The sequence below is a fragment of the Treponema endosymbiont of Eucomonympha sp. genome (assembly GCF_001028545.1).
Window position 1 is genome coordinate 1 of record NZ_BBPW01000027.1, and the last position, 20,708, is coordinate 20,708.

The following is a 20,708-nucleotide window of genomic DNA, read 5'->3' on the forward strand; positions in this document are numbered from 1 at the left end:
CTGCCCGGGCAGCAGTTCTTTTATCCGTTCCCACGCCTCGTCGCTTATATCATGCCGGTGAATGCCTTCTTTTCTTTTCATGCTTCCCATTTTACCTCTTTCCCTTTATCCAGTCCACACTACCTAGAGCAGTACCAGCAGATTGTCGCGGCGCTGCAGGAGACTATTGCGCTGCAAAGCGAAATCGACGCGGTGCGGGGCATTCGGCGGTAGCCGGACGTTCGAGTTTGCCGCAAGTCTGCGGTGGGCTTATCGGATAGAGGCAGAGGCGCGCTTCGGCGGATTTGCGCACGTTTTTGCGCCGCCATTCCCCGTCCTTCATATTTGTAACGCCAAACGGAGAATCCGGCGTTACAAACGCAGCGTTTGGCATTACGCATTATCCGTGCGGTGCACGGATAATGTCCGAAGTTCTTGGGGGAACTCGGTGATAGAGGCGAAGGCGCGCTGCCTGTTGTCCATTTTCCGTGAATTTGATACGCATACGGAATGCAGGGCGTTTGCGGCATGAGTGCTCGCCTTGCGAAAAATCGCGGAGAGACGAAATGTCAGAGCATAAGGGAAAAATAAAGAATCCCCGCTGCAAGCAGCGGGGATTCTTTATTTTTTTTGACTTCTTGCTCGTCTGATTTCGCTGTAGAAGGAGCAGGGCGAGCTGAATAAATCAGCTTGAAAGCCGAAATGCTTGATATAGATATCTATAATCGATATACTAGAATAATAGATTTTGTAGCACTCGGACGCAGTTTTAAGAATATGTTTATCCCAGTACTGACTGAAAACAGGAGCAGTGTATGTCTGAAACATCTGAAGAATTGATACGAAATATCCAGAATATGCTCAATGAAGAAAAATGGACTCGAGCAACAATCAGCGATTATTCAAAAAATAATTTTATTGAATTTGCTCAAATCGCAGAATCGGCGAAAGCTGAAAACTGCGTCGACGAAATAAAAGCGCTCTGCGATGAACATCTTCAGCATACTCAAAACAGCATCATTGCATTGTACCTGTCGGGTATTTTCATGCTCAAAAAACGAATGCTTGATAACAGTGCGCTAGAGACGCTTATTGGGATTTTTCAGGATAATCACAAGACGAACCTCGTCGTGTTTTTATGTGAAACCATCCTTGATGAAGACGATTCCAATAGATTTGCCATAAGGGTGCTCGCCGATCACTACCGTGCGGAGAACAACGATAAAGTCTGGGGACTGTACGAGCGTCTAGTAAATCTCGATCACGACGAAGCGGATATCGCACGGCGGCTCGCGGAGTATTACGAAAAACAAAGCGATCTGGAAAAGACTGTCAGTTATTATAAAAAAGCGATACTTCGCTATATTGATTTAAAACAGCTTGCACAGGCAAAAGAGGTTTGGTCAAAACTCATATCTTTTATTCCTGAAGAAATTGATTTTTTCTATTTAATACAGCGCAAAATAGCGAAAAACATCAATAAAGACAAAAGTGCTTTGATGATGCAGGAGCTTTATGGATATTATCGCGAGAACGAACGGTGGGATACGGCAATCGACATTCTGAAAACGATGCTCTCCATAGACGAAAAAAACGTATGGGCGCGGAAAGAACTTGTGAATTGTTTCTGCGGCAAATATGCGGAGCATAGCCAACTGGAGATGTGCATCCGCGAGTCGAATCTGAATCAAAACTGGCGCAATGTGTTCGAGGCGATTTCCGATTTTGAAAAGCATATCGCATTCGACGTAAAAAATTTCGTGTTCCATCGTTCATGGGGCATTGGTATTATCCGTTCAGTGTTAGGCGACCAGCTTTCCATAAACTTCGGAAAAAAAAATAGCGTACGTGAGATGTCGCTCAAGATGGCAACAACCGCGCTGCGTCCACTTTCACACGAGCATATTCAGGTACTCAAAGCGACGAAATCTAAAGAAGAGCTTGCGAAGCAGATAAAAGAAGATAAAACGTGGGCGCTCAAGATGCTTATCAAGAGTTTCGGCAATAACTGCGATTTTAAACAGATAAAGACCGAACTGGTGCCGTCGATTTTGACTCCGTCCGAGTGGACAAGCTGGAGTGTCGCATCGAGAAAAATTCTCAACAGCAATTCGCTGTTCGGCGTCAATCCTGACAATATTTCCCAGTACAAGGTACGTGACCATGAAGTGCCTCCAGAAGAAAAACTGGCGAGTGAGTTTAAGGCGCAGAAAAAATTCTTTGACCGCATTGATACCTTAATTCGTTTTGTTGCAGACGTCGGCACGGAATCGGAGTTGTTTGCTGAAATGTACGATTATTTCGCGGGCTACTTAAAAACAAGTTCGGTGTCTGAGCAGATTATCGCGTCGTTTTTGGTGATTCGCCGACTTGCCTCTGAACATCCGCATTTAGGGGCAGATACGCAACGCACATTTGCCGAGCTTTTTGAAGAAATTAAAGAACCGAATCGTTATGGCGAAATATATCTTTCTCTGAAAGACACCAAAATCACCTTCCTTCGCAAAGATTTTTTACAGTGCGTCCACACGCTGTTGCCGAACTGGGTTGACGTATATATAAAGCTGTTTCCGATAGCGTTGCGGCGCGAAATGATTGCGATATTGCTCGACGACGGTCATGCGGACAAAGTGAAAGAGCTTGCTCAAAAATGCTTCGATAATTTCCGCGAATACCGCGAAGCGGCGATTTTCTTTTTCCGCGAGTGCCAGGAAGAAGATTGGTTTAAGGAAGCGGGCGTTCCGTATGAAAAACAGCTTATCACGATGATTCACCTCATAGATTTGACGTGTCGCGAAATGGCAAATCACTTTAACACGATGGAAAACCGCAAAATCAACCGACAGATTCAGACGCTTCTGTTCAAAAAAAAAGCACTGCTTACTTACATGTTAGGCAACGACGAAAACACCATTACGCGACTCTATACGCTGGTTGACGACCTGAAAGAGCTTGATTCGGCGATTAAGATGAAGATGCGAAACAGTATTTTGACAAAATACCCTGAATTTAAATTCCACGGCACGGAAGAAAAAAAAATGACACCGCAGGGTCTCTTGGTTACATTGAAGATGTATGAAGCAAAAAAACAACAACTTGACCATATCACAGCTGTAGAGATTCCGGCGAATTCGAAGGAAATCGGCGAAGCAATGGCACAGGGCGACTTACGCGAAAATGCGGAGTATAAAGCCGCAAAGGAAAAGCAGGTGCTGCTCGCTTTATCGGCAAGCCGACTTCAGGAAGAAATCAACCGTGCGCACATATTTGACCCAACAACGATTATCACGGTTCGCGTATCGTTCGGAACGTGCGTAACGCTCAAAAACGAAAAAACGGGCGAGACGGAATCTTACACGATTTTGGGACCGTGGGAATCCGACCCTGAAAATCATATCATTTCGTATATGTCGCCGTTCGGCAACGCGATTCTGAACAGCAAAACAGGCGAGAAGCGAGATTTCATAATCAACGAACAAGACCGTTCTTATACGATACAAAAAATCGAAGCGGCACAATTTTAACGAACAGGCGAGACATTTTGCCGTTGATATGGCTGACATTAAAGAGAAAAAACGAGCAAAGAATTGCCGCAAGGGATTTACTCGATGAAGCACTGATAATTTTTTCTTTTTGTCATTGTTTTGGCAGAACGCCTTGTATCGGCAGGCATTGTTTTTCGTCGAGTTTCACGCCGTATCTCGTCGCTTTTAAGTAAGGCGCAAACACGTCCTTGAATCGCTTTTTATTCAAGCAAGGAATTGATTCTTGTGCCTAGCAAAACGAGAGATAACCCTGCTCCGATTTTGAAGTAAGTCCCCCTTCCGTTTTGAAGTAGGTTTTGTTCCCAAACCGTTCCGAAGCAGGGAACCGCGCGGCGGAGCGCAAAACAGATATTCCTGCTTTCCGATTCCAGCCTTGCCGCCGCCCGTCAAAATCACTAAGATACGGACTCGACGGAGGTACAGCATGTGCGGCATAACGGGATACGTGGGGTGCAGGCAGGCGACGCCGCTGCTGATTAACGCGCTCAAAAAACTGGAGTATCGCGGCTACGATTCGGCGGGAATCGCGGTGCTGGACGCGGGCGAAATCACCGTGCGGAAGGCGAAGGGCATGCTCAAGGTGCTTGAACAGCGGCTCGCGGGCGAAACGCTTTCCGGCACCGTCGGAATCGGGCACACGCGGTGGGCAACGCACGGCGAGCCGTCAGACGGCAACGCGCACCCGCATACGAATGTTTCCGGCACCATTGCGGTAGTGCACAACGGCATCATCGAAAACTACGCCCGCCTCAAAGACTGGCTTGCGGAGCGGGGCGCAGCATTCAGAAGCCAGACCGATACCGAGGTCATCGCGCACCTTATCAACTACTATTATAAGGGAGATTTACTTCACGCCGTATTGCAGGCGCTGCGCCGGCTTGAAGGCTCCTACGCGCTCGGCGTGCTGTGCCGCGATTTTCCCGACCGTCTCGTCGCGGTGCGGAAGGACAGCCCGCTCGTCGTCGGCAAAGGTCAGGACGAAACCTTTATCGCCTCCGACGTGCCCGCGCTGCTTGAACACACCCGCGAAGTATATTACCCCGACGACGGCGAAATCGCCGTGCTCTACCGCGACCGCGTCGATTTCTTTGCCGGCGAAGGCGAAAAGGTGTCCCGCGCCACGCAGCGCGTAGAATGGGACGTCGGCGCGGCGGAAAAAGGCGGCTACGCGCACTTCATGCTGAAGGAAATCCACGAGCAGCCGAAAGCCCTCGCCGACACCCTGCGTCCGCATATCGCCGGAACCGACGGGCACAAGGACATTTTCTTTGAAGAACTCTGCCTCGACGACTTCAAGACCGCCGGGCGCATAGTTATTGTCGCCTGCGGCACGGCGTGGCACGCGGGCATTGTGGCGAAGTATGCGTTCGAGCATTTCGCCCGCCTCCCTGTCGAAGCCGACGTTGCCAGCGAATACCGCTATCGCAGTCCCGTGTCGCGCCCCGCCGACCTGTTTATCGCCGTCAGCCAGTCGGGGGAGACCGCCGATACGCTCGCGGCGGCGCGCCTTGCTAAAAGGAGCGCCGCGAAGGTGCTCGCCGTTACCAATGTCGTCGGTTCCACGCTCGCGCGCGAAGCCGACCGGGTGGTCTACACGCGGGCGGGACCAGAAATCGCGGTCGCCTCGACCAAGGCGTTCACCACCCAGCTCATGTGCCTGTACCTACTCGCGCTGAAAGCTGGTCAACTGCGCGGCACCGTCAGCGCGGACGACTATCAGGCGTATATCGCGGAACTGGAGGCGATTCCCGCAAAGGCGGAAACGGCGCTGAAAGCCAAAGAGTCGCTCCAAAAATGCGCGGCGCGGCATTTCAATAAAGCGAAGGTGTTTTTTATGGGTCGGCAGTTCGATTACGCCGCGAGCCTCGAATGCGCGCTCAAGCTCAAGGAAATCAGCTACACACATTCGGAGGCCTTTGCCGCGGGGGAACTCAAGCACGGACCGATTGCGCTCGTGGACGAGCGCACGCTGGCGGTAACGCTGGCGACACAGCGGGGCTTGTTCGACAAAATCGCGTCCAACGTGGCGGAACTCAAGTCGCGCGGCGCGGCGGCGCTGATTATCACGCAGGACGCGGGCGGCTATTTCGCGCAATGCGGCGACGAAACCGTCGTCATCCCCGACGTGCGCGACGCTTTTTCGCCCCTGCTGTCGGTCATCCCCGCGCAATTATTCGCGTATTACTGCGCCGTGCAGCGCGGCAACGACCCCGACAAACCCCGCAATCTGGCAAAAAGCGTTACGGTCGAATAAGCCCTGTGCAGAAGCGCTGAGCGATAGTTCGCAGTCAGGCAAGGCGTTATGGGCGGAGAAGGCAAATCAGGAGGAAATATCGTGGAAAACACGGCGCACACTGAAGCGGCGCATTATACGTATGCCGACTTTCTGGCGTGGGACGAATACCAGCGCTACGAGATTATCGACGGGGAAGCCCTGCAAGGTTTTTCCTGCGCCGTATGCGGTACGGCTCTTTCCGCGCTCGGACAACCGCGATGATACCGTCGTCGAGCCGGACATTGTGGTCGTCTGCGACAAGGCGAAGCGCGACGCGCGCGGCTGCAACGGCGCGCCGGATATGGCGGTTGAAATCCTGTCGCCGTCTACGTCGCGGAACGACTGCCTCGTCAAATTCAATAAGTATTGTGCCGCCGGCGTAAGGGAATATTGGGTGGTAAACCCCGAAGACAAAACCGTCCAGACGCATATCCTTGAAAGCAAGCGTTATGTTACCTCTGTGTACGGCGCCGCCGCGTCGGTTGCCGTTTCGGCGCTGCCGGGCTGCGTCGTTCATCTGCCGGAAGTTTTCGCCGAAGAATAACGCGCGGTGCGGTGCAAAGGCTGTGCCGCTATAGCCTGTCTTTTCCTGCCGCCGGATTTTGGCGGTCTACCGGGAACCTTTGGCGGTACACCGCCAGACGCCGCAGGCTTGCCGATTGCGCCGGACAGAACAGGCTAAAGCCTGAGAGTTCGACGCTTGCCTGAGACGAGTCTCCCCTGTCAGCCATTCACGCCTTATACTGCAAAAGAGAACCGAAGCGTAACATGGCTAAAAACGTCAACAAGCGAGAATGTTTCATTATTGTCCCAGTAACGTTTGATACGCTGCGTATCTACAATTAATCCCGATTGCTTCTGTAGAAAATATATAAAAGCCTCCCAAGTGGTCTCCACACTTGTATACTGCTATCGTAATAAGGATTCATCCCAGTTATACGGGCTATAGTTACCTTTTTAACAGTGCCGTCAGTATCATGCTTACACGCAATGCTGCTCATTGCTATACAGACTATTATGCCAAAAGCAATGCTATACCTGCGCTTCATAACGCTCCCCCTGTACTCTCATTTCAAAAACCTCCGTCCTGTTTCGTCGGCATATCTTTCGTAGGCGCGGACACTATGCGCTTCAATACGCCTTTCCTCTGTAGGATAAACCAAAGAGCGGCACTGACCCATAGACGAGAACCGCTGTGCCGCGAGTTTACTGCATATAAGTTTTACCTATCTGTCGGGTTTCTTCAAGGAACTCGGACGTTACCCGTGCGGCGCACGAGTAACGCTCAGCGCGGGGCGGCGGGCGTTTTTTTCGCCGCGTCCCGCACCGCCTGTTTGAGGCGGGCAAACACCGCTTGCAGTTCCGGCGGCGCGTCCGACATTTTTGCCCGCCGCGCCTTTTCCCGCCCGCCTGCGGCTTCCGTCCCTGCCGTCCGCTTTGCAAGCGCCGCTTCGGTTTCCGCCCGCGTCAGATTCCGCGAGCCGCGGGAGATTTCCGCTTTCTGCCCGCGAAGCCGGTACGACAGCACCCTGATTTCCAGTTCAGGCGCTTTTCTGCGCAGCCCCGTCAGAATGTACTTTTGATGCAGCTGCAGCAGCTGAATCCAGCCCGGGTGGTCCGCCTCTATGAGCAGAATGCCGCGCTTCAAATCGACGACCCTGCTGTGGCTGTACAGCAGCTCGCCCTCGTCGCGCCTGGCGTACTCGTCGTTTTTGAACGGCGGTGAAATCGAAAGCAGAATGTCCCGCCACACGCTGCCCAGCTTCTGCGCGTGCCGCATATCCGCCGGATTAATGCCGGAAAACAGGCGGGATATGACGTCCGCCGCGGGGCAAATGTGCTCCGCACCCGCCCCGCGCGCCAGCGGCAGGCGGGCAGCCTCTGCCTGACGAATGCGTTCCGTATCTGCCATTAGTCCTCCTGCCGCCACGCGTCAAGCTGCGCCTGAATCAGCGCCTTCCCTTCTTCCAGAATATGCGCCTGCTCCTCTTTGTTGCGTGGCGCGGGGTATATGTTGAGGATTTTTACCCGGTAGCTCCCGTTGCGGAGGTTCCGCGCGATTCCGCGCAGGCTCGCTATCCGGTAGCCGCCTTCGAGCGCGCACACCGCGACCGGCATAGGCACGCGGGTCAAAAGGCGGCGCGCTCCGGCGGCATAGAACGCGCCGAGCCGCCCGTCGCGGCTCCGGGTGCCTTCGGGAAAAATCACCGGTATCTGCCCCCGCGCGGAGACGCGGTCGGCGAACGAGTCGAGCGCGGACATAGCGCAGGCGGCGTTGCCCGTGCGGGAAATCATGCAGTGCTCGTGCGCGCGGAGCATCTCCGAAACGACCGGCACATAGCGGGACAGCTCGGCTTTTGCGACGAAGCGGAGCGCCCGTCCGCGCAGGAACTTCATATAGAGGGGGATATCGAGCAGGCTTTGGTGGTTTGACACGAGCAGGAATTGTTCCGGCAGCTCATTTTTGCGGTCGGGGTAGCTGATGAAGCGAAAATGCTTGTACAGCGCGAACATAGCGAATATGCGCGGGGCGCACACGCTGACGATATAGTCGGACACCCGCACGCACGCCGCTTTGGACACCGGATACAGGATGATATTCAAAAGCCCGACGAATCCCAGCGCCGGAAACAGGCAGACAAGCGTCAGGAACGTAGCCATCATGGGCAGCAGTATACGGGTATAGGGCGTTTGGCACAAGCCGAATGTTTTACGCCCGAGTTCCGCGTTCGGCGGTAGCCGAACTCCGTAAGGGGAACGCCCCGTGCTTCCTTTGCAATTGACACGCTATTCCGTGCCTCGTATGCTGGTTTCGAGCGGCGCGTCAGAGCGCGCCGCGCTTGTATAATAGAAGAAGAAATTATGCATATGCGCAGACGGAGATAGTCCTGTGCGACGGCGACATGGCCGAAGGCGGAGTGGAAACGCCCTCTCAGGTGTAGGTGCATATTGAGAGCGACGACGTCATTGCGGTATCGCGCCTCGGCTGACCGCATATCGGGGCGCAGGTCGATACCGCCGACAGTTTCGTGAATATCAGCACCAGCGCCCGCATGAGGCACGAGTACTGGGAAGCACGGCTAGATAGCTTTGAGTGGCGATAGGGGGTCGCCCAGCAAGCTCGGCGCAAGGCATAGGGGCGGGGCAGAAAGGCTTGCCGAAAGGGAGAGAATGTGCTTTGTCGAAGGTCGGCGGGTGCGGTTCCGTCCAATATGGTTACCGAACGAGAGGGAAAAGGAGCAGGCAAAGCCGCTTGCCCTATGACGGCGCTCCACGTTCGACAGTAGCCGAATGTGCCGAGTTTCTTGAGGAAACTCGGCACATAAGGTGGGTGAACAGCATAGAGGTTTTCGCCTTTCGAAGGAACGCTCGGCAGCCTCGTGAGTGGAAACCCTCGGCAAGCCTTCACGGAAACGGCACCAGGAGCTTGCCTCTCTGTCAAATTTCTTCAAGAAACTTGAACGTTACCCGCAAGGTAAACGCGACACTCCCGATACGGGCGCTTCTATGCCACCGCTTGCCGTTCATCCGCTTCTCGCGCTATACTCCTGCCCGAATACGAAGGAGTCTGTCATGCCAGTAATCGCTTTCCCCTACGGCACCGGGACGCTCGACGCCGCCCTCCCTGACGACCGCTTTCTGGGCGCGCTGGTCTCCAAAATGCACGAATATAAAGCCCCCGACACGCCCGAGGAACTGGTGCGCGAGTCTATCCGTCGTCCCGTCAGCTTGCCCCAGCTCCGCGCGCTGGCGGTAGGCAAGAAAAAGGTCGTCGTCATTGCGAGCGACCACACCCGCCCCGTGCCGAGCAAGGTTATCATCCCGCCCCTGCTGGAGGAAATCCGCTGGGGAAACCCGTGCGCCGATATCACTCTGCTGATAGCGACCGGCTGCCACCGCGGAACCACGCAGGAAGAGCTGGCGGGCAAGTTCGGCGAGGACGTCGTTGCACGGGAAAATATCGTAGTGCACGACTGCGACATATCCCCGACGGTCGATTTGGGCGAGCTGCCCTCCGGCGGACGCCTTGTCGTCAACAAGCTGGCGGCGGAAGCCGACCTGCTGGTGGCGGAAGGCTTCATCGAGCCGCACTTCTTCGCGGGCTTCTCCGGCGGCAGAAAGAGTGTGCTGCCCGGAATCGCAAGCCGCGAGACGGTGCTCTATAACCACAACGCCGAGTTCATAGGCAGCCCCTTCGCGCGCGCCGGAATCCTTGCCGACAACCCCATTCACGCCGATATGCGCCACGCCGCGCACGCCGCGCGTCTCGCGTTTATCTGCAACGTGGTCATAAACTCGGCGAAAGAGGTGGTGTACGCCGTCTCCGGCGGCGCCGATTCGGCGCATAAGGCGGGCTGCTGCTTCCTGTCCGAGCGCTGCCAAGCCGACGCCCTCCCCGCAGATATAGTCATTACGACGAACGGCGGCTACCCGCTCGACCAGAATATCTATCAGGCGGTGAAGGGCATGACCGCGGCGGAAGCGACGGTAAAGAAAGGCGGCGTCATCATCATGTGCGCCCGCTCGAACGACGGGCACGGCGGCGAGGCGTTCTTCAACGCCTTCCGCAGCGAGAAAAACCTTGAGCGCATGGCGGAATCCTTCGCCCGCACCCCGAAGCAGAGCACGAGGGTAGACCAGTGGGAGTCTCAGGTGCTGTGCCGGGTGCTGCGCCACGCGCATGTCGTCTATGTGTCGTCCGCGTCCGACGACGTGGTGCGGGAGTTCCAAATGCTCCCCGCGCATTCGCTCGAAGAAGCGCTCGGAAAGGCGGAGGAGCTTCTGCACAACCCCCGCGCCACGATTACCGCGATACCCGACGGCGTCTCGGTCATAGTCAGGGCGGTGCCCGAAGCGCAACGCAGCGCGTAAGCCCGCGGCGGTTTGTTGACAAACCCCGTTCAAGGCGGATAGGCTGTGCTGAATGCGCCTTCGGTTCCGGGCAGCGACGCCTGCCGTACGGGAAGGTGCGCTTTTATGTCCGCGGGCAACGCGGAGCATTACGGAGGAAACAGTGAAGATACTCGTACCCATAAAACAGGTGCCGGAAAGCAGCAACGTGAAGATGGACCCGGAGACCGGCACGGTCGTCCGCGCAGGGGTCGAAACGGTGGTGAACCCGCTGGATTTGTACGCGCTGGAAGCGGCGCTCCGGCTGAAGGAGCAATACGGCGGCACCGTAACTGCCGTGTCTATGGGACCGCCGCAGGCGATGAAGGCGCTGAAAGAGGCGGTCGCTATGGGCTGCGACGGCGCAGCACTGCTCTCTGACCGTAAATTCGGCGGTTCCGACACCTGCGCCACTTCCTACATTCTGGCGCAGGGCATTCGCGCGCTCGGCGGCTTCGACCTGCTCATAACCGGCGAGCGGGCAACCGACGGCGACACCGCGCAGGTCGGGCCGGGAATCGCCTCGTGGCTGGATATTCCGGCGATAACTTATGTGTCAAAAATCGGCGGCGTAGAGGGCGGCGGGATTCGCCTTGAGCGGCTGGTGGAAGAAGGCTACCAGCTTGTCTCGGCACAGTTCCCCTGCCTCATTACGGTGGTAAAAGCGGTTGCCACCCCGCGCCTCCCCACGCTGAAGGGAAAGATTCGTTCCATGGAACTGAACATTCCGGTGTATGCGGCGGAGAAGATGGAACTGAACCCCGACTTTATTGGGCTGAAAGGCTCGCCCACCAAAGTGGTCAAAATCGCCTCGCCAAAGGTAACGCGGAGCGGCAAGACACTCGTTGCGGAAGACGAGCTCGCGCTCCAGAACGCGGCGGACGAATTCATTGCGCTTCTGGACAGAAAAGGACTCATCGCATGACAAAACAAGCGGTATGGACGCTCGCCGAGCAGTTTGACGGCGAGCTGAAAGCGGTTTCCTTCGAGCTGCTTGTGCGCGGAAGGAAGCTGGCGGACAAACTGGGCGCAGGGCTGGTTTCGGTGCTGCTCGGAGACGGGGTGAGCGCCGCCGCGCTGGAGCGGCTTATCAAGCAGGGCGCGGACGCGGTGTACTCGATGCAGCACCCCGCGCTGAAATATTTTGTGTGCGAAACCTACGCGCGGGCGCTGGAGAGCCTTATCAGGGAATACCAGCCCGCGATTATCCTCGCGGCGGCAACCTCGGCGGGGCGCACGCTTATGCCGTATACGGCAATAAAGCTCCGCACCGGGCTTACGGCGGACTGTACCGAACTCGACGTTGAGGAAGGCACGGGAAACCTGCTGCAGACCCGCCCCGCAATCGGCGGGAACATCATGGCGACGATAAAGACGCCGGATACCCGTCCGCAAATGGCGACGGTGCGCCCCAAATCGGCGCGCCCCCTTGCGGCTGACGCAGCGCGGAAGGGTGAAATCGCGCATATCCCCCTGCCGGAAATCCCTGCGGCGAAAACCAGAGTTACCGGCTACCGGCGCGACGAGGCGGACGCGCTCGGAATCGAGGCGGCGGACGTTGTGGTCGCGGGCGGCAGGGGACTGAAGAAGGGCGAAAACTTCGGCATGCTCCGGGAGCTTGCCGAGCGGCTGCACGGCGCGGTCGGCGCGTCGCGGGACGCGGTCGACCGGGGCTGGATAAGCTACCCGCACCAGATAGGCTTGAGCGGCAAGACGATTTCACCCAAAGTGTATGTCGGAATCGGCATATCGGGCGCGATTCAGCACCTCGCGGGAATCAAGACGAGCGAAACAATCGTCTCCATAAACTCCGACCCGGACGCGGCGCTGCACCAGCTTGCGGATTTGAGCATAGTGGGCGACGCCTTTCGGGTGGTGCCCGAAATCATCAAACGCTTAGACGCGCGGAAGGGGGCACAGCATGGCTAAGACCGCGTATAATCCGGTAACGCCGGAGATTGTGGCGGAATTGCAGGGAATCGTGGGCAAAGGCAACGTGCTGACCGGCGCGGAAAAGACCGAAGCCTATTCCCGCGACGAGACGGAAGCGGCGGTGTATGCGTATATGCCCGAAGCGGTGGTGCTGCCGCTGAACGCGCGGCAGGTTGCCGCCGTGGTGAAGCTGGCGAACCGGGCGCATATCCCCGTAACGCCGCGCGGCGCAGGGTCGGGGCTGTCCGGCGGGGCGATTCCCGAATACGGCGGAATCGTGCTGTCGCTGGAAAAGATGAACCGTCTGCTGGAACTGGACAAGGCGAACATGGTAGCGGTCGCCGAAGCGGGAATCGTTACGAACGAACTTGCCGGCGCGGTAGAGGCGGAAGGGCTGTTCTTCGCGGGCTACCCTATGAGTCTTCAGACCTGCATGCTCGGCGGCAACATTGCGGAGAATGCGGGCGGCGGCAAGGCGGTCAAATACGGGGTTACGGGGCGCTACATAGCCGGAATCGAAGTGGTAACGCCGCAGGGCGATATTATCGAACTGGGCGGCAAGCTGGCGAAGGACGTTACCGGCTACGACCTCAAGTCGGTGCTCATCGGCTCGGAGGGCACGCTCGGAATCGTTACGAAGGCAACGGTCAGGCTTATCGGCTGCCCGACGGCGAAGTCCGACCTTCTGGTGCTGTTCAAGACGCCGAAAGCGGCTATCGATGTGGTGCCGGTGGTGCTTGCCAAGGGGCTGACCCCCACGAGCATCGAGTTTATGGACCAGCTTTCGGTGATTACAAGCTGCAAGTACCTGAACGAAAGCCTGCCTTATGAGCGCTGCGGGGCTATGCTGCTTATCGAGCTTGACGGTATGAATGCGGCGCAAATAGAACTGGACCTGATAGAAATCGGCAAGCTGTGCGAGGCGCACGGGGCGCAGGAAGTGTACGTGGCGGAGGACCGGAATAATATCGAGCGGATTTGGAACGTGCGCCGGAACATAGCCGAAGCGTTCAAGGCGTTCAGCCCCGTGCAGAGCCTTGAGGACATAGTCGTGCCGATTTCGCGCATACCCGAAATCATCCCGAAGCTGGAAGAGCTGGGGAAGCGGTACGGCGTGCAGATTCCCTGCTACGGGCACGCGGGCGACGGCAACCTGCACGCGACGCTCGTGAAAGACCCGGCGATGAGCGGCGAAGCGTGGAAGCGGAACGAGACGGAATGCCTGAAGGAACTGTACCGCATTACCGGCGAGCTGGGCGGCAAAATCTCCGGCGAGCACGGAATCGGCATTAAGCGGCGGGGCTACCTTGCGGATATAATTGACCCGGCGGAGCTCGGCTTGATGAAGGCGCTGAAGCAGGCATGGGACCCGAACAACATTATGAACCCGGGCAAGATATTCGTATAAAAACAGGCGGTAGCCGAACGGCATATATGCGCGCAAAACAGGCAGGGCGAAAGCTCTGCCTGTTTTGCGTCCGCAGGCTCGCCGCCGGCAAGTCTTGCTTGTCGAAGCGGATAGCGCATTTTAAGCGGGGGCATTCTGGCTCAAAGCCGGAATGCCCCCGCCTCTTGTGTTGGCTGAAATGTGCGGCGGTCGCAGAGGACACGGACGACGAGGCTCGTGTCTATACGAAGGAGAATGCACGAAGGAAATTGCACATGCATGGCGTGTTGAGAGCTTGCCTTGCTCGCTCCGCCTTCCGTGCCCTCTGCCGCCGCCGCAGGTTTTGCTTCAGTCCCCGCTTATAGATTCCGTCCCTGTTTATACATCCTCGCCCCGAAGCGGGACGCGAGGGCGGTGCTCTCGGCTCGTTGCCGACAGGTCTTATCCATATGCCGTTCTACTGAAACCCGTCAGCATACGCGCTTCTTTGAAGTATAGCAATAATTATATCGATACTAATATATTTGTCAAGCGGCGTAGTCGGCAGCGTTCGGCAGTAGCCGAATGTTCGAGTTTCTTGAGGGAACTGCCGCAAGCCTTTGGCTTGCTACCGAGTTTGCGTTGCAAACTCGCGGGTGTAGAGGTTTTGCCTATGGGTGAAGGCGTACAGGGCGGCACAGAGACGCCTGCGCGGGCGTGAAGCGTTACCCCGTAGGGGTAACGTCCGAGTTCCTTGAGGGAACTCGGCACATAAGGTTGGTGCGCATGAAGCGAGGCGTTTGGTGCGCATGAAGCGAGGCGTTTGGTGCGCATGAAGCGAGGCGTTTGGTGCGCATGAAGCGTTCGGCTTGCGCCGAACGTCCGAGTTCCCTGAAAGAACTCGGCATAGAGGCAAAGCCTGCTCGGTAGCCGCTATTTCTTGCCTCTTGGTGCGCATGAAACGTTCAAGCCGGACGGCGCTTCTCCCGAAACATAAAGCGCAATGACTGCACCCAAAAAACGGCGCGGGCTGCCGCTCCTGCTGTGCCTCTGCATGCTCGCCCCGCGGCTCTTCGCGGAAACGCCCGCGGGAACCGTGCCGTACCGCGCGGCTCTGCCGCCCCGCCTTGAAATCCCGAAGTGCGCCGCGTCCTGTTCCAAAAAGCTCGCGGCGAAAGACCACGAAATGCACGCCTACGAAGGGTTTGCGCTCTGCTACCGCGAAAGCTTCGAGGAAGCGGAGTGGGTCGCCTACGAACTCACCCCCGAAAAGCGCGCCGCCGCCGTCAGCCGCGGGGGAACGTTCATAAGCGACCCGGCAATCTCGACCGGCTCTGCTTCCCCCGCCGACTACGTCCGCTCGGGCTACGACCGCGGGCACCTCGCGCCCGCCGCCGACATGCGCTACAGCGAGCGGGCTATGCGCGAGTCGTTTTATATGAGCAACATAACGCCCCAGACGCCGGAGTGTAACCGCGGCGTCTGGGCGCAGCTTGAACGCGCCGTCCGCGCCGCCGCCGCGCGGGGCAGGGCGTGGGTGATAAGCGGTCCCGTTCTCGACAAAACCACGTTCCCGCGCATAGGCGAGAACAACGTCGCCGTGCCGGAATACCACTATAAAGCGGTGCTCCTCGAAGTGTCCGGCACGGAAGGCGAGCGGGCGCTCACGGCGGTCGGGTTCATCGTCCCGAACCGGAACCCCGGCCGCAGCTATATGGACTACGCCTGCACCGTCGACGAAGTGGAAAGGCGCACGGGGCTCGACTTCTTTTCCGCCTTGCGCAACCGGGAAGAGAAAGCCGTCGAGCGCGTCTTTCTCCGCGAACCGTGGCAGCAGACGGAGCGCTGATGCGCCGCTACCCCGCCGGAAGCTATTTCCAGACGCATTCGCCCGCCGGCAAGAGAATCACCGTCATGGGCTTGGGGCTGAACGGGGGCGGCGAAGAAGCCGTCCGCTTCTTCCTGAAGCGGGGCGCGTTCGTGACGGCGACCGACCTGAAAAGCGAAGCCGAGCTTGCCAAGACCGTGCGCGCGCTCAAGGACGACCCCGCGCTCGACGCGGCGCGCCTCCGCTTTGCGCTGGGTAGGCACGAGCTTGCCGACTTTGCGGACGCGGACGCGGTCATTAAGAACCCCGCGGTCAAATACGAGGGCAACCGCTTCCTTGCCGCCGCCCGCACGGTCGAAAGCGACCTGTCGACGTTCCTCGCGCTTTCCGCTTCGCCGATAATCGCGGTAAGCGGCAGCAAGGGCAAATCCACGACGGCGAGCGCCATTCATTACGGGCTGTGCCGGGCGGGATTCACCGCATTCCTCGGCGGCAATATCACCGTCAGCCCGCTCTCATTCCTCGAGCAGACGACCGTGCGCACGCCGGTAGTGCTGGAGCTTTCAAGCTGGCAGCTCGCCGACCTCGCCGGGCGCGGAATCCTCCGCCCCCGCGTCGCCGTTATTACGCCGATTATGCGCGACCACCAGAACTGGTACGGCAGCATGAAATCCTACGTCGCGGATAAGAAGGTGATTTACGCAGGGCAGGACGCCTCCGCGTGGACTATCTGCGCCGCCCGCGACCCGTGGGGCGACGAGTTCGCGGCGGAAACCCCCGCCCGCGTGTTACGGTACGGCGCGGCTCCCTTGCCTGACGGCAGCTTCGGCGCGTGGCTGGAACCGGACGGCACGGGCATGATTCGCCTGCCGGATATGCGCGAGCCTGCCGTCGCCGTCGACGCGCTCCTCATACCCGGCAGACAAAACCGGCTGAACGTGCTCAACGCGGCGCTCGCGCTCGCCGCGCTGGGCGTGCCGCCGGAAACGTGCCGGACGGCCTTTGCCGAATGGCGCGGCATTCCGCACCGGCTGGAGTACTTCCGCGAATGGCAGCCCGCGCCGGGCTGTGCTGTGCGGTTTTACAACGACACCACGGCGACCGTCCCCGAAGCGGCAGCGGCGGCGGTTCAAGCGTTCGGCAAGCCAGTGCACCTTATCGCGGGCGGTACCGACAAGTCGCTCGACTTTGCGCCGCTCGCGGACGCGCTGAAGGCGCCGGGAGCCGTCTTTCTCGCCGCGTCGATTTGCCTGCTTGCGGGCAGCGGCACCGACAAGCTGATTCCCCTGCTCGACGAGCGCGGCGTTGCCTATGAAGGACCTCATGATTCGCTTGAAGGCTTGCTCCGTGCGCTGAGAACCCGCCTTTTGCGGCGATTCTCGGCGGCGCGGCAAAACGGCGAAACGGACGCGCAGGAAATCGTCGTGTTTTCGCCCGGAGCGACCTCGTTCGGCATGTTTCAGAATGAGTTTGACCGCGGGGAGCGGTTTAAGAAAGCGGTTGCGGAAATCTTTCGGGAGCGCTAAGCGAAACGCAACGGCGTGTGCCAGCCTACCATTTGCCGCTTGCGCCGCCGCCGCCGAAACGCCCGCCGCCGCCCGAAAACCCGCGCGGAGAAGAGCCGCCCGGCGAATGCCCGCCGGAAGAGCCGCCTCGCCCCGGTACCCCTAAGAACAGCGGCACAAAGAACAGCCCGCGCCCGAAGCGGCGGCTTCCGATTCTGTTTACGAAGCCGGAGAAGAATACGATAAAAAAGAATATGGCGACGAGGATCGCTTCGGGGGAGACGGCGGATTCCTCCAGAGGTTCGGCGGCTTCAGCCGCACCCGCCTCCGCGGCGTCTCCCGAAATGACGCCTGCAATGGTCTTTGCGGCGGAGATTATGCCCGCGCCGTAGCGTTTATCCCGAAAGGCGGGGGCGAGCACGTTGCGGACGATAAGCCCGCACTTCGCGTCGGTCAGCGCGCCTTCCGCGCCGTAGCCCGTTTTAATCGAAATGCCGTATTCCTGAAGCGCGACTACGAGCAGTACGCCCGAATCGGTGCCCGCTTTGCCGATTTTCCAGCTTTCCGCGACGCGCAGCGCAAACGAGTCGATATCCTCGCCTTCGAGAGACGGCACGGTGAGCACCGCAATCTGCGACGCAGTTTGCCGGTCAAAGTCCGTCAAGAACGCGCCCAGTTCCTGCCGCTCGGCGGCGGATAGAAGCTGTGCGTGGTCGTTTACCGCACCGTCGAGCGGTGGCACGGCGCGGGCAGCAAACAGGCACGGTGCTGCGCACAGCAGCGCCGCGCATACTGCGCCAAACCGCGCGTTTCCGCGCATTCGTTCCGCCCGCCCGTTTGCTTCGTTTCGGCTCGTTCTTGCTACCATTCGTCCGCCTCCAGCACCGTCAGTCCGTCCCGCAGCTCGTTGGGATTATCGCCTTCCGCTTCAGCGGGAAAATACTGCGCCAATAGCTCGCCGCACCGCTCTGCCGCGCGGATAAACGCCGCCTCGCTGCCGCCGCCTTTAATGCCCGCGGCTAACTCGTCGGCGATAAGCTTCCACAGGTCGGCGGAGATCTTCCCGCTGATGCCGGTGTCGGCGACGACGCGGACCTCGCGCTCAAGGTACGACACGAACACCAAGACGCCCGAATGCCCCGCGGTGGCATACACGCCGCTCTCGGCGAAATGCCGGAACGCGCGGTGCCGCACCGTCGCCGAACGCACCCGCGCGGGAACGACGATTCGGTCAAGCGCCGGAATGCTGGCAGCCATAAACAGGATTGCGACGATGCCGAAGCCGGTAACGCCGAAAAAGGCGGGAAGCTGCCAGACCGGCGCAGTCCAGAACGCGCGGTCGAGCAGGGCTGCTATGGCGGGGGAAAACGGCAGCAGCAGCGCGAATGCCAGCGCACCCGCCGTCACGGAAAAGAACAGTTCCCAGAACGAATAGTCCCCGCTCTCGGCGATGAGCGCGAGCGCGATTTCGCCGGAAGTCTTCGCTTCGGCATTCCGCACCGCCTCGGCGATGCGGGCAAGCGAATCCTCGGCGAGGCGCATTCGTTTCAGCATTGCGGGCGTCTTCATGCGGCAGGCTCCCTGATTACGCGCGGGTCAAAACGCGACCGACGGCGCGCGGGAGGCTTCCGCGTCCGCCTGAAAGTACGAGCGCGCCGCAAAGCCCGCGCTCCCCGCAATGAGGCTGCGCGGGAACTGGCGGATAAACGTGTTGTATGCCCGCACCGCCTCGTTAAACCGGTTCCGCTCCACGGATATGCGGTTTTCCGTGCCCTCAAGCTGATCCTGCAGCGCCAGAAAGCTTTCGTTCGCGCGCAGTTCCGGGTAGCTTTCGGAGACGGCAAGCAGCCGCTGGAGCGAGCCGGACAGTTCCGCCTGCGCCTGCTGGAAACGCCTGAACGCGTCGGGGTCGCTCAGTATGTCGGAGGAGACCTGCATGACGCCGCCCGCCTTCGCGCGGGCTTCGGCGACGCGGGTAAAGACGTCGGTTTCGTGCGCGGCGTAGCCTTTTACCGTGGCGACCAGATTCGGTATCAGGTCGAGCCGCCGCTGGTACTGGTTCTCGACCTGCGCCCACCGGCTGTCCACCGATTCGCCCAGAGAGACCATTTGGTTATAGCTTCCGGCGTAATACCGGTATGCCGACAGCGCCGCCGCGGCGACTGCGGCAACGACGATAAGCGCAACGTATCTTCGCTTCATATCGAAAACGTAGCAATTTTGGGGCGAGGCGTCAAGGTCGGCTGCTTCAGGCACGCAATCCGTGCCGCAGCGGGCGGAAACGCTTCGAGCCGTCAGTCGGCGCCGAACAATACCAGCGCCCGTATGTCGGCGACTCCCGCGCGGGAAAGGGTGGACGCGCAGGCGTCGAGCGTCGCGCCGGTCGTGCGGATATCGTCGAGCAGGATGATTCGCGCGGGAAGCTCGCGCCGCGCCGCCATACGCTCCGCGTTGCCGCTGAGGCAAAAAGCGCGGCGGGCATTCTCCCGCCGTTCGCCCGAGTTCAGCCGCTTCTGCTGCTGCGCCGAGCGGCGCCTGAGCAGCCGCTGCACCGGAACCTTGTGCCGCGTTTCAAGCCAGCGGCACAGGTCTTCGACCTGATCCCAGCCGGCGCTCCTGATTTTTCCCGGTCGCGGCGGCACCGGAACGACTGCCGCGCCGGTTTCGCGGAGGCGCAGTTCGTTTTCAAGCGCGGAGACGGCGACTCCGGCAAGGAGCGGCGTGAAGAGCCTGTTCCCGCGCGTCTTCCACGCGAACACCAGCTCCTGCCGCCACAGCCGATAGGCGAATATCGGGAAGCAAAACGACAGACGCCTTTCCCGTTCCGTTCTCCGGCAGTCCGTGCACGTCCCCGATTCAGAGAGCAGCACCCTGCCGCAGCGCGCGCAGCGCGTTTCAAGCCCTTCGTAGCGGGACAGCGTGTCCGCGCAGGCTGCGCAGAGCGGCAGGGAATGCGTCGGCTTCCCGCAGCAGAGGCAGGAATCCGCGCCGGCAAGGACGCTCAGCGCGCCGTACAGCGCAGCGCGGACGGCGTGCGGCGCGCAACACGCGAGCGCGCGAAGCGGGCGGGGAAGACGGGGCAGACGCACGCCATTAGTATGGCGCGGGCAGCAGCGAAATATGCCCTGCTCATAGAGGCGGACAGAAACCTGCCTATGTTTGAATGTCAAACCTGCCCGTGTCAGGAATGCCAACACGCCCGTGTCGGGAATGCCAACACGCCCGTGTCAGGAATGCCAACACGCCCGTGTCAGGAATGCCAACACGCCCGTGTCAGGAATGCCAACACGCCCGTGTCAGGAATGCCGCGTTACCCTGCGGGTAACGTCCGAGTTCTTTGAAAGAACTCGGCATAGAGGCAAGCGCCTGTCGCCACTTCCGTGAAGGC

The 20,708-nt window shown here is 59.0% G+C and carries 15 protein-coding genes; 9 read left to right on the forward strand and 6 right to left on the reverse strand.

Annotation, left to right across the window (positions count from 1 at the left end):
* Window positions 1–794: 794 nt before the first annotated feature.
* The 3 genes from greA (at window position 795) to AWU74_RS09990 (ending at window position 6,343) form a co-directional block, all read left to right on the forward strand.
* Window positions 795–3,503: a transcription elongation factor GreA gene (gene greA, locus AWU74_RS02355; RefSeq protein ID WP_062327159.1), complete on the forward strand. Its 2,709-nt coding sequence runs from the start codon at window positions 795–797 to the stop codon at window positions 3,501–3,503.
* A 445-nt stretch (window positions 3,504–3,948) separates the two neighbouring features.
* On the forward strand, window positions 3,949–5,778 hold the full coding sequence (gene glmS / locus AWU74_RS02360; protein ID WP_062327161.1) for a glutamine--fructose-6-phosphate transaminase (isomerizing): 1,830 nt from the start codon (window positions 3,949–3,951) through the stop codon (window positions 5,776–5,778).
* Window positions 5,779–5,899: 121 nt separating this feature from the next.
* Complete coding sequence (locus tag AWU74_RS09990; protein WP_238580130.1) at window positions 5,900–6,343, forward strand: Uma2 family endonuclease; 444 nt, start codon at window positions 5,900–5,902, stop codon at window positions 6,341–6,343.
* Window positions 6,344–7,084: 741 nt separating this feature from the next.
* Here AWU74_RS09990 and AWU74_RS02375 read toward each other — a convergent pair.
* Both AWU74_RS02375 and AWU74_RS02380 read right to left on the reverse strand, forming a co-directional pair.
* Window positions 7,085–7,711 (reverse strand): DciA family protein, encoded by a 627-nt coding sequence (locus tag AWU74_RS02375; RefSeq protein ID WP_062327167.1) that lies wholly within the window; start codon window positions 7,709–7,711, stop codon window positions 7,085–7,087.
* Window positions 7,711–8,499 carry a 1-acyl-sn-glycerol-3-phosphate acyltransferase gene (locus AWU74_RS02380; RefSeq protein WP_238580131.1) on the reverse strand — a complete coding sequence of 263 codons (789 nt, stop codon included), beginning with the start codon at window positions 8,497–8,499 and terminating at the stop codon, window positions 7,711–7,713. The genes AWU74_RS02375 and AWU74_RS02380 overlap by 1 nt, the downstream gene beginning before the upstream one ends.
* 873 nt (window positions 8,500–9,372) lie before the next feature.
* Here AWU74_RS02380 and larA point away from each other — a divergent pair.
* The 6 genes from larA (at window position 9,373) to murD (ending at window position 17,341) form a co-directional block, all read left to right on the forward strand.
* Complete coding sequence (gene larA, locus AWU74_RS02385; RefSeq protein ID WP_062327170.1) at window positions 9,373–10,671, forward strand: nickel-dependent lactate racemase; 1,299 nt, start codon at window positions 9,373–9,375, stop codon at window positions 10,669–10,671.
* Between the two features lie 142 nt (window positions 10,672–10,813).
* Window positions 10,814–11,614 carry an electron transfer flavoprotein subunit beta/FixA family protein gene (locus AWU74_RS02390; RefSeq protein ID WP_062327210.1) on the forward strand — a complete coding sequence of 267 codons (801 nt, stop codon included), beginning with the start codon at window positions 10,814–10,816 and terminating at the stop codon, window positions 11,612–11,614.
* A complete protein-coding gene (locus tag AWU74_RS02395) occupies window positions 11,611–12,618 on the forward strand; it encodes an electron transfer flavoprotein subunit alpha/FixB family protein (RefSeq protein WP_062327171.1) in 1,008 nt (335 codons plus the stop codon). The genes AWU74_RS02390 and AWU74_RS02395 overlap by 4 nt, the downstream gene beginning before the upstream one ends.
* Window positions 12,611–14,029, forward strand: coding sequence for an FAD-binding oxidoreductase (locus tag AWU74_RS02400; RefSeq protein ID WP_062327172.1), 1,419 nt, complete (start codon window positions 12,611–12,613; stop codon window positions 14,027–14,029). Before AWU74_RS02395 ends, AWU74_RS02400 begins: the two co-directional genes overlap by 8 nt.
* 961 nt (window positions 14,030–14,990) lie before the next feature.
* Complete coding sequence (locus AWU74_RS02405; protein ID WP_062327175.1) at window positions 14,991–15,836, forward strand: DNA/RNA non-specific endonuclease; 846 nt, start codon at window positions 14,991–14,993, stop codon at window positions 15,834–15,836.
* Window positions 15,836–17,341: a UDP-N-acetylmuramoyl-L-alanine--D-glutamate ligase gene (gene murD / locus AWU74_RS02410; RefSeq protein WP_062327177.1), complete on the forward strand. Its 1,506-nt coding sequence runs from the start codon at window positions 15,836–15,838 to the stop codon at window positions 17,339–17,341. The genes AWU74_RS02405 and murD overlap by 1 nt, the downstream gene beginning before the upstream one ends.
* A gap of 25 nt (window positions 17,342–17,366) precedes the next feature.
* Here the strand turns inward: murD and AWU74_RS02415 are convergent, their stop codons facing one another.
* From AWU74_RS02415 to AWU74_RS02430, 4 genes are all read right to left on the reverse strand, one after another.
* Window positions 17,367–18,188: a TPM domain-containing protein gene (locus AWU74_RS02415; protein WP_062327180.1), complete on the reverse strand. Its 822-nt coding sequence runs from the start codon at window positions 18,186–18,188 to the stop codon at window positions 17,367–17,369.
* Window positions 18,182–18,889 (reverse strand): TPM domain-containing protein, encoded by a 708-nt coding sequence (locus AWU74_RS02420; protein WP_062327182.1) that lies wholly within the window; start codon window positions 18,887–18,889, stop codon window positions 18,182–18,184. Before AWU74_RS02420 ends, AWU74_RS02415 begins: the two co-directional genes overlap by 7 nt.
* Window positions 18,890–18,916: 27 nt before the next feature.
* A complete protein-coding gene (locus AWU74_RS02425; RefSeq protein ID WP_062327213.1) occupies window positions 18,917–19,522 on the reverse strand; it encodes a LemA family protein in 606 nt (201 codons plus the stop codon).
* A gap of 92 nt (window positions 19,523–19,614) precedes the next feature.
* Complete coding sequence (locus tag AWU74_RS02430) at window positions 19,615–20,514, reverse strand: ComFC family protein (protein WP_238580132.1); 900 nt, start codon at window positions 20,512–20,514, stop codon at window positions 19,615–19,617.
* Window positions 20,515–20,708 lie beyond the last annotated feature (194 nt).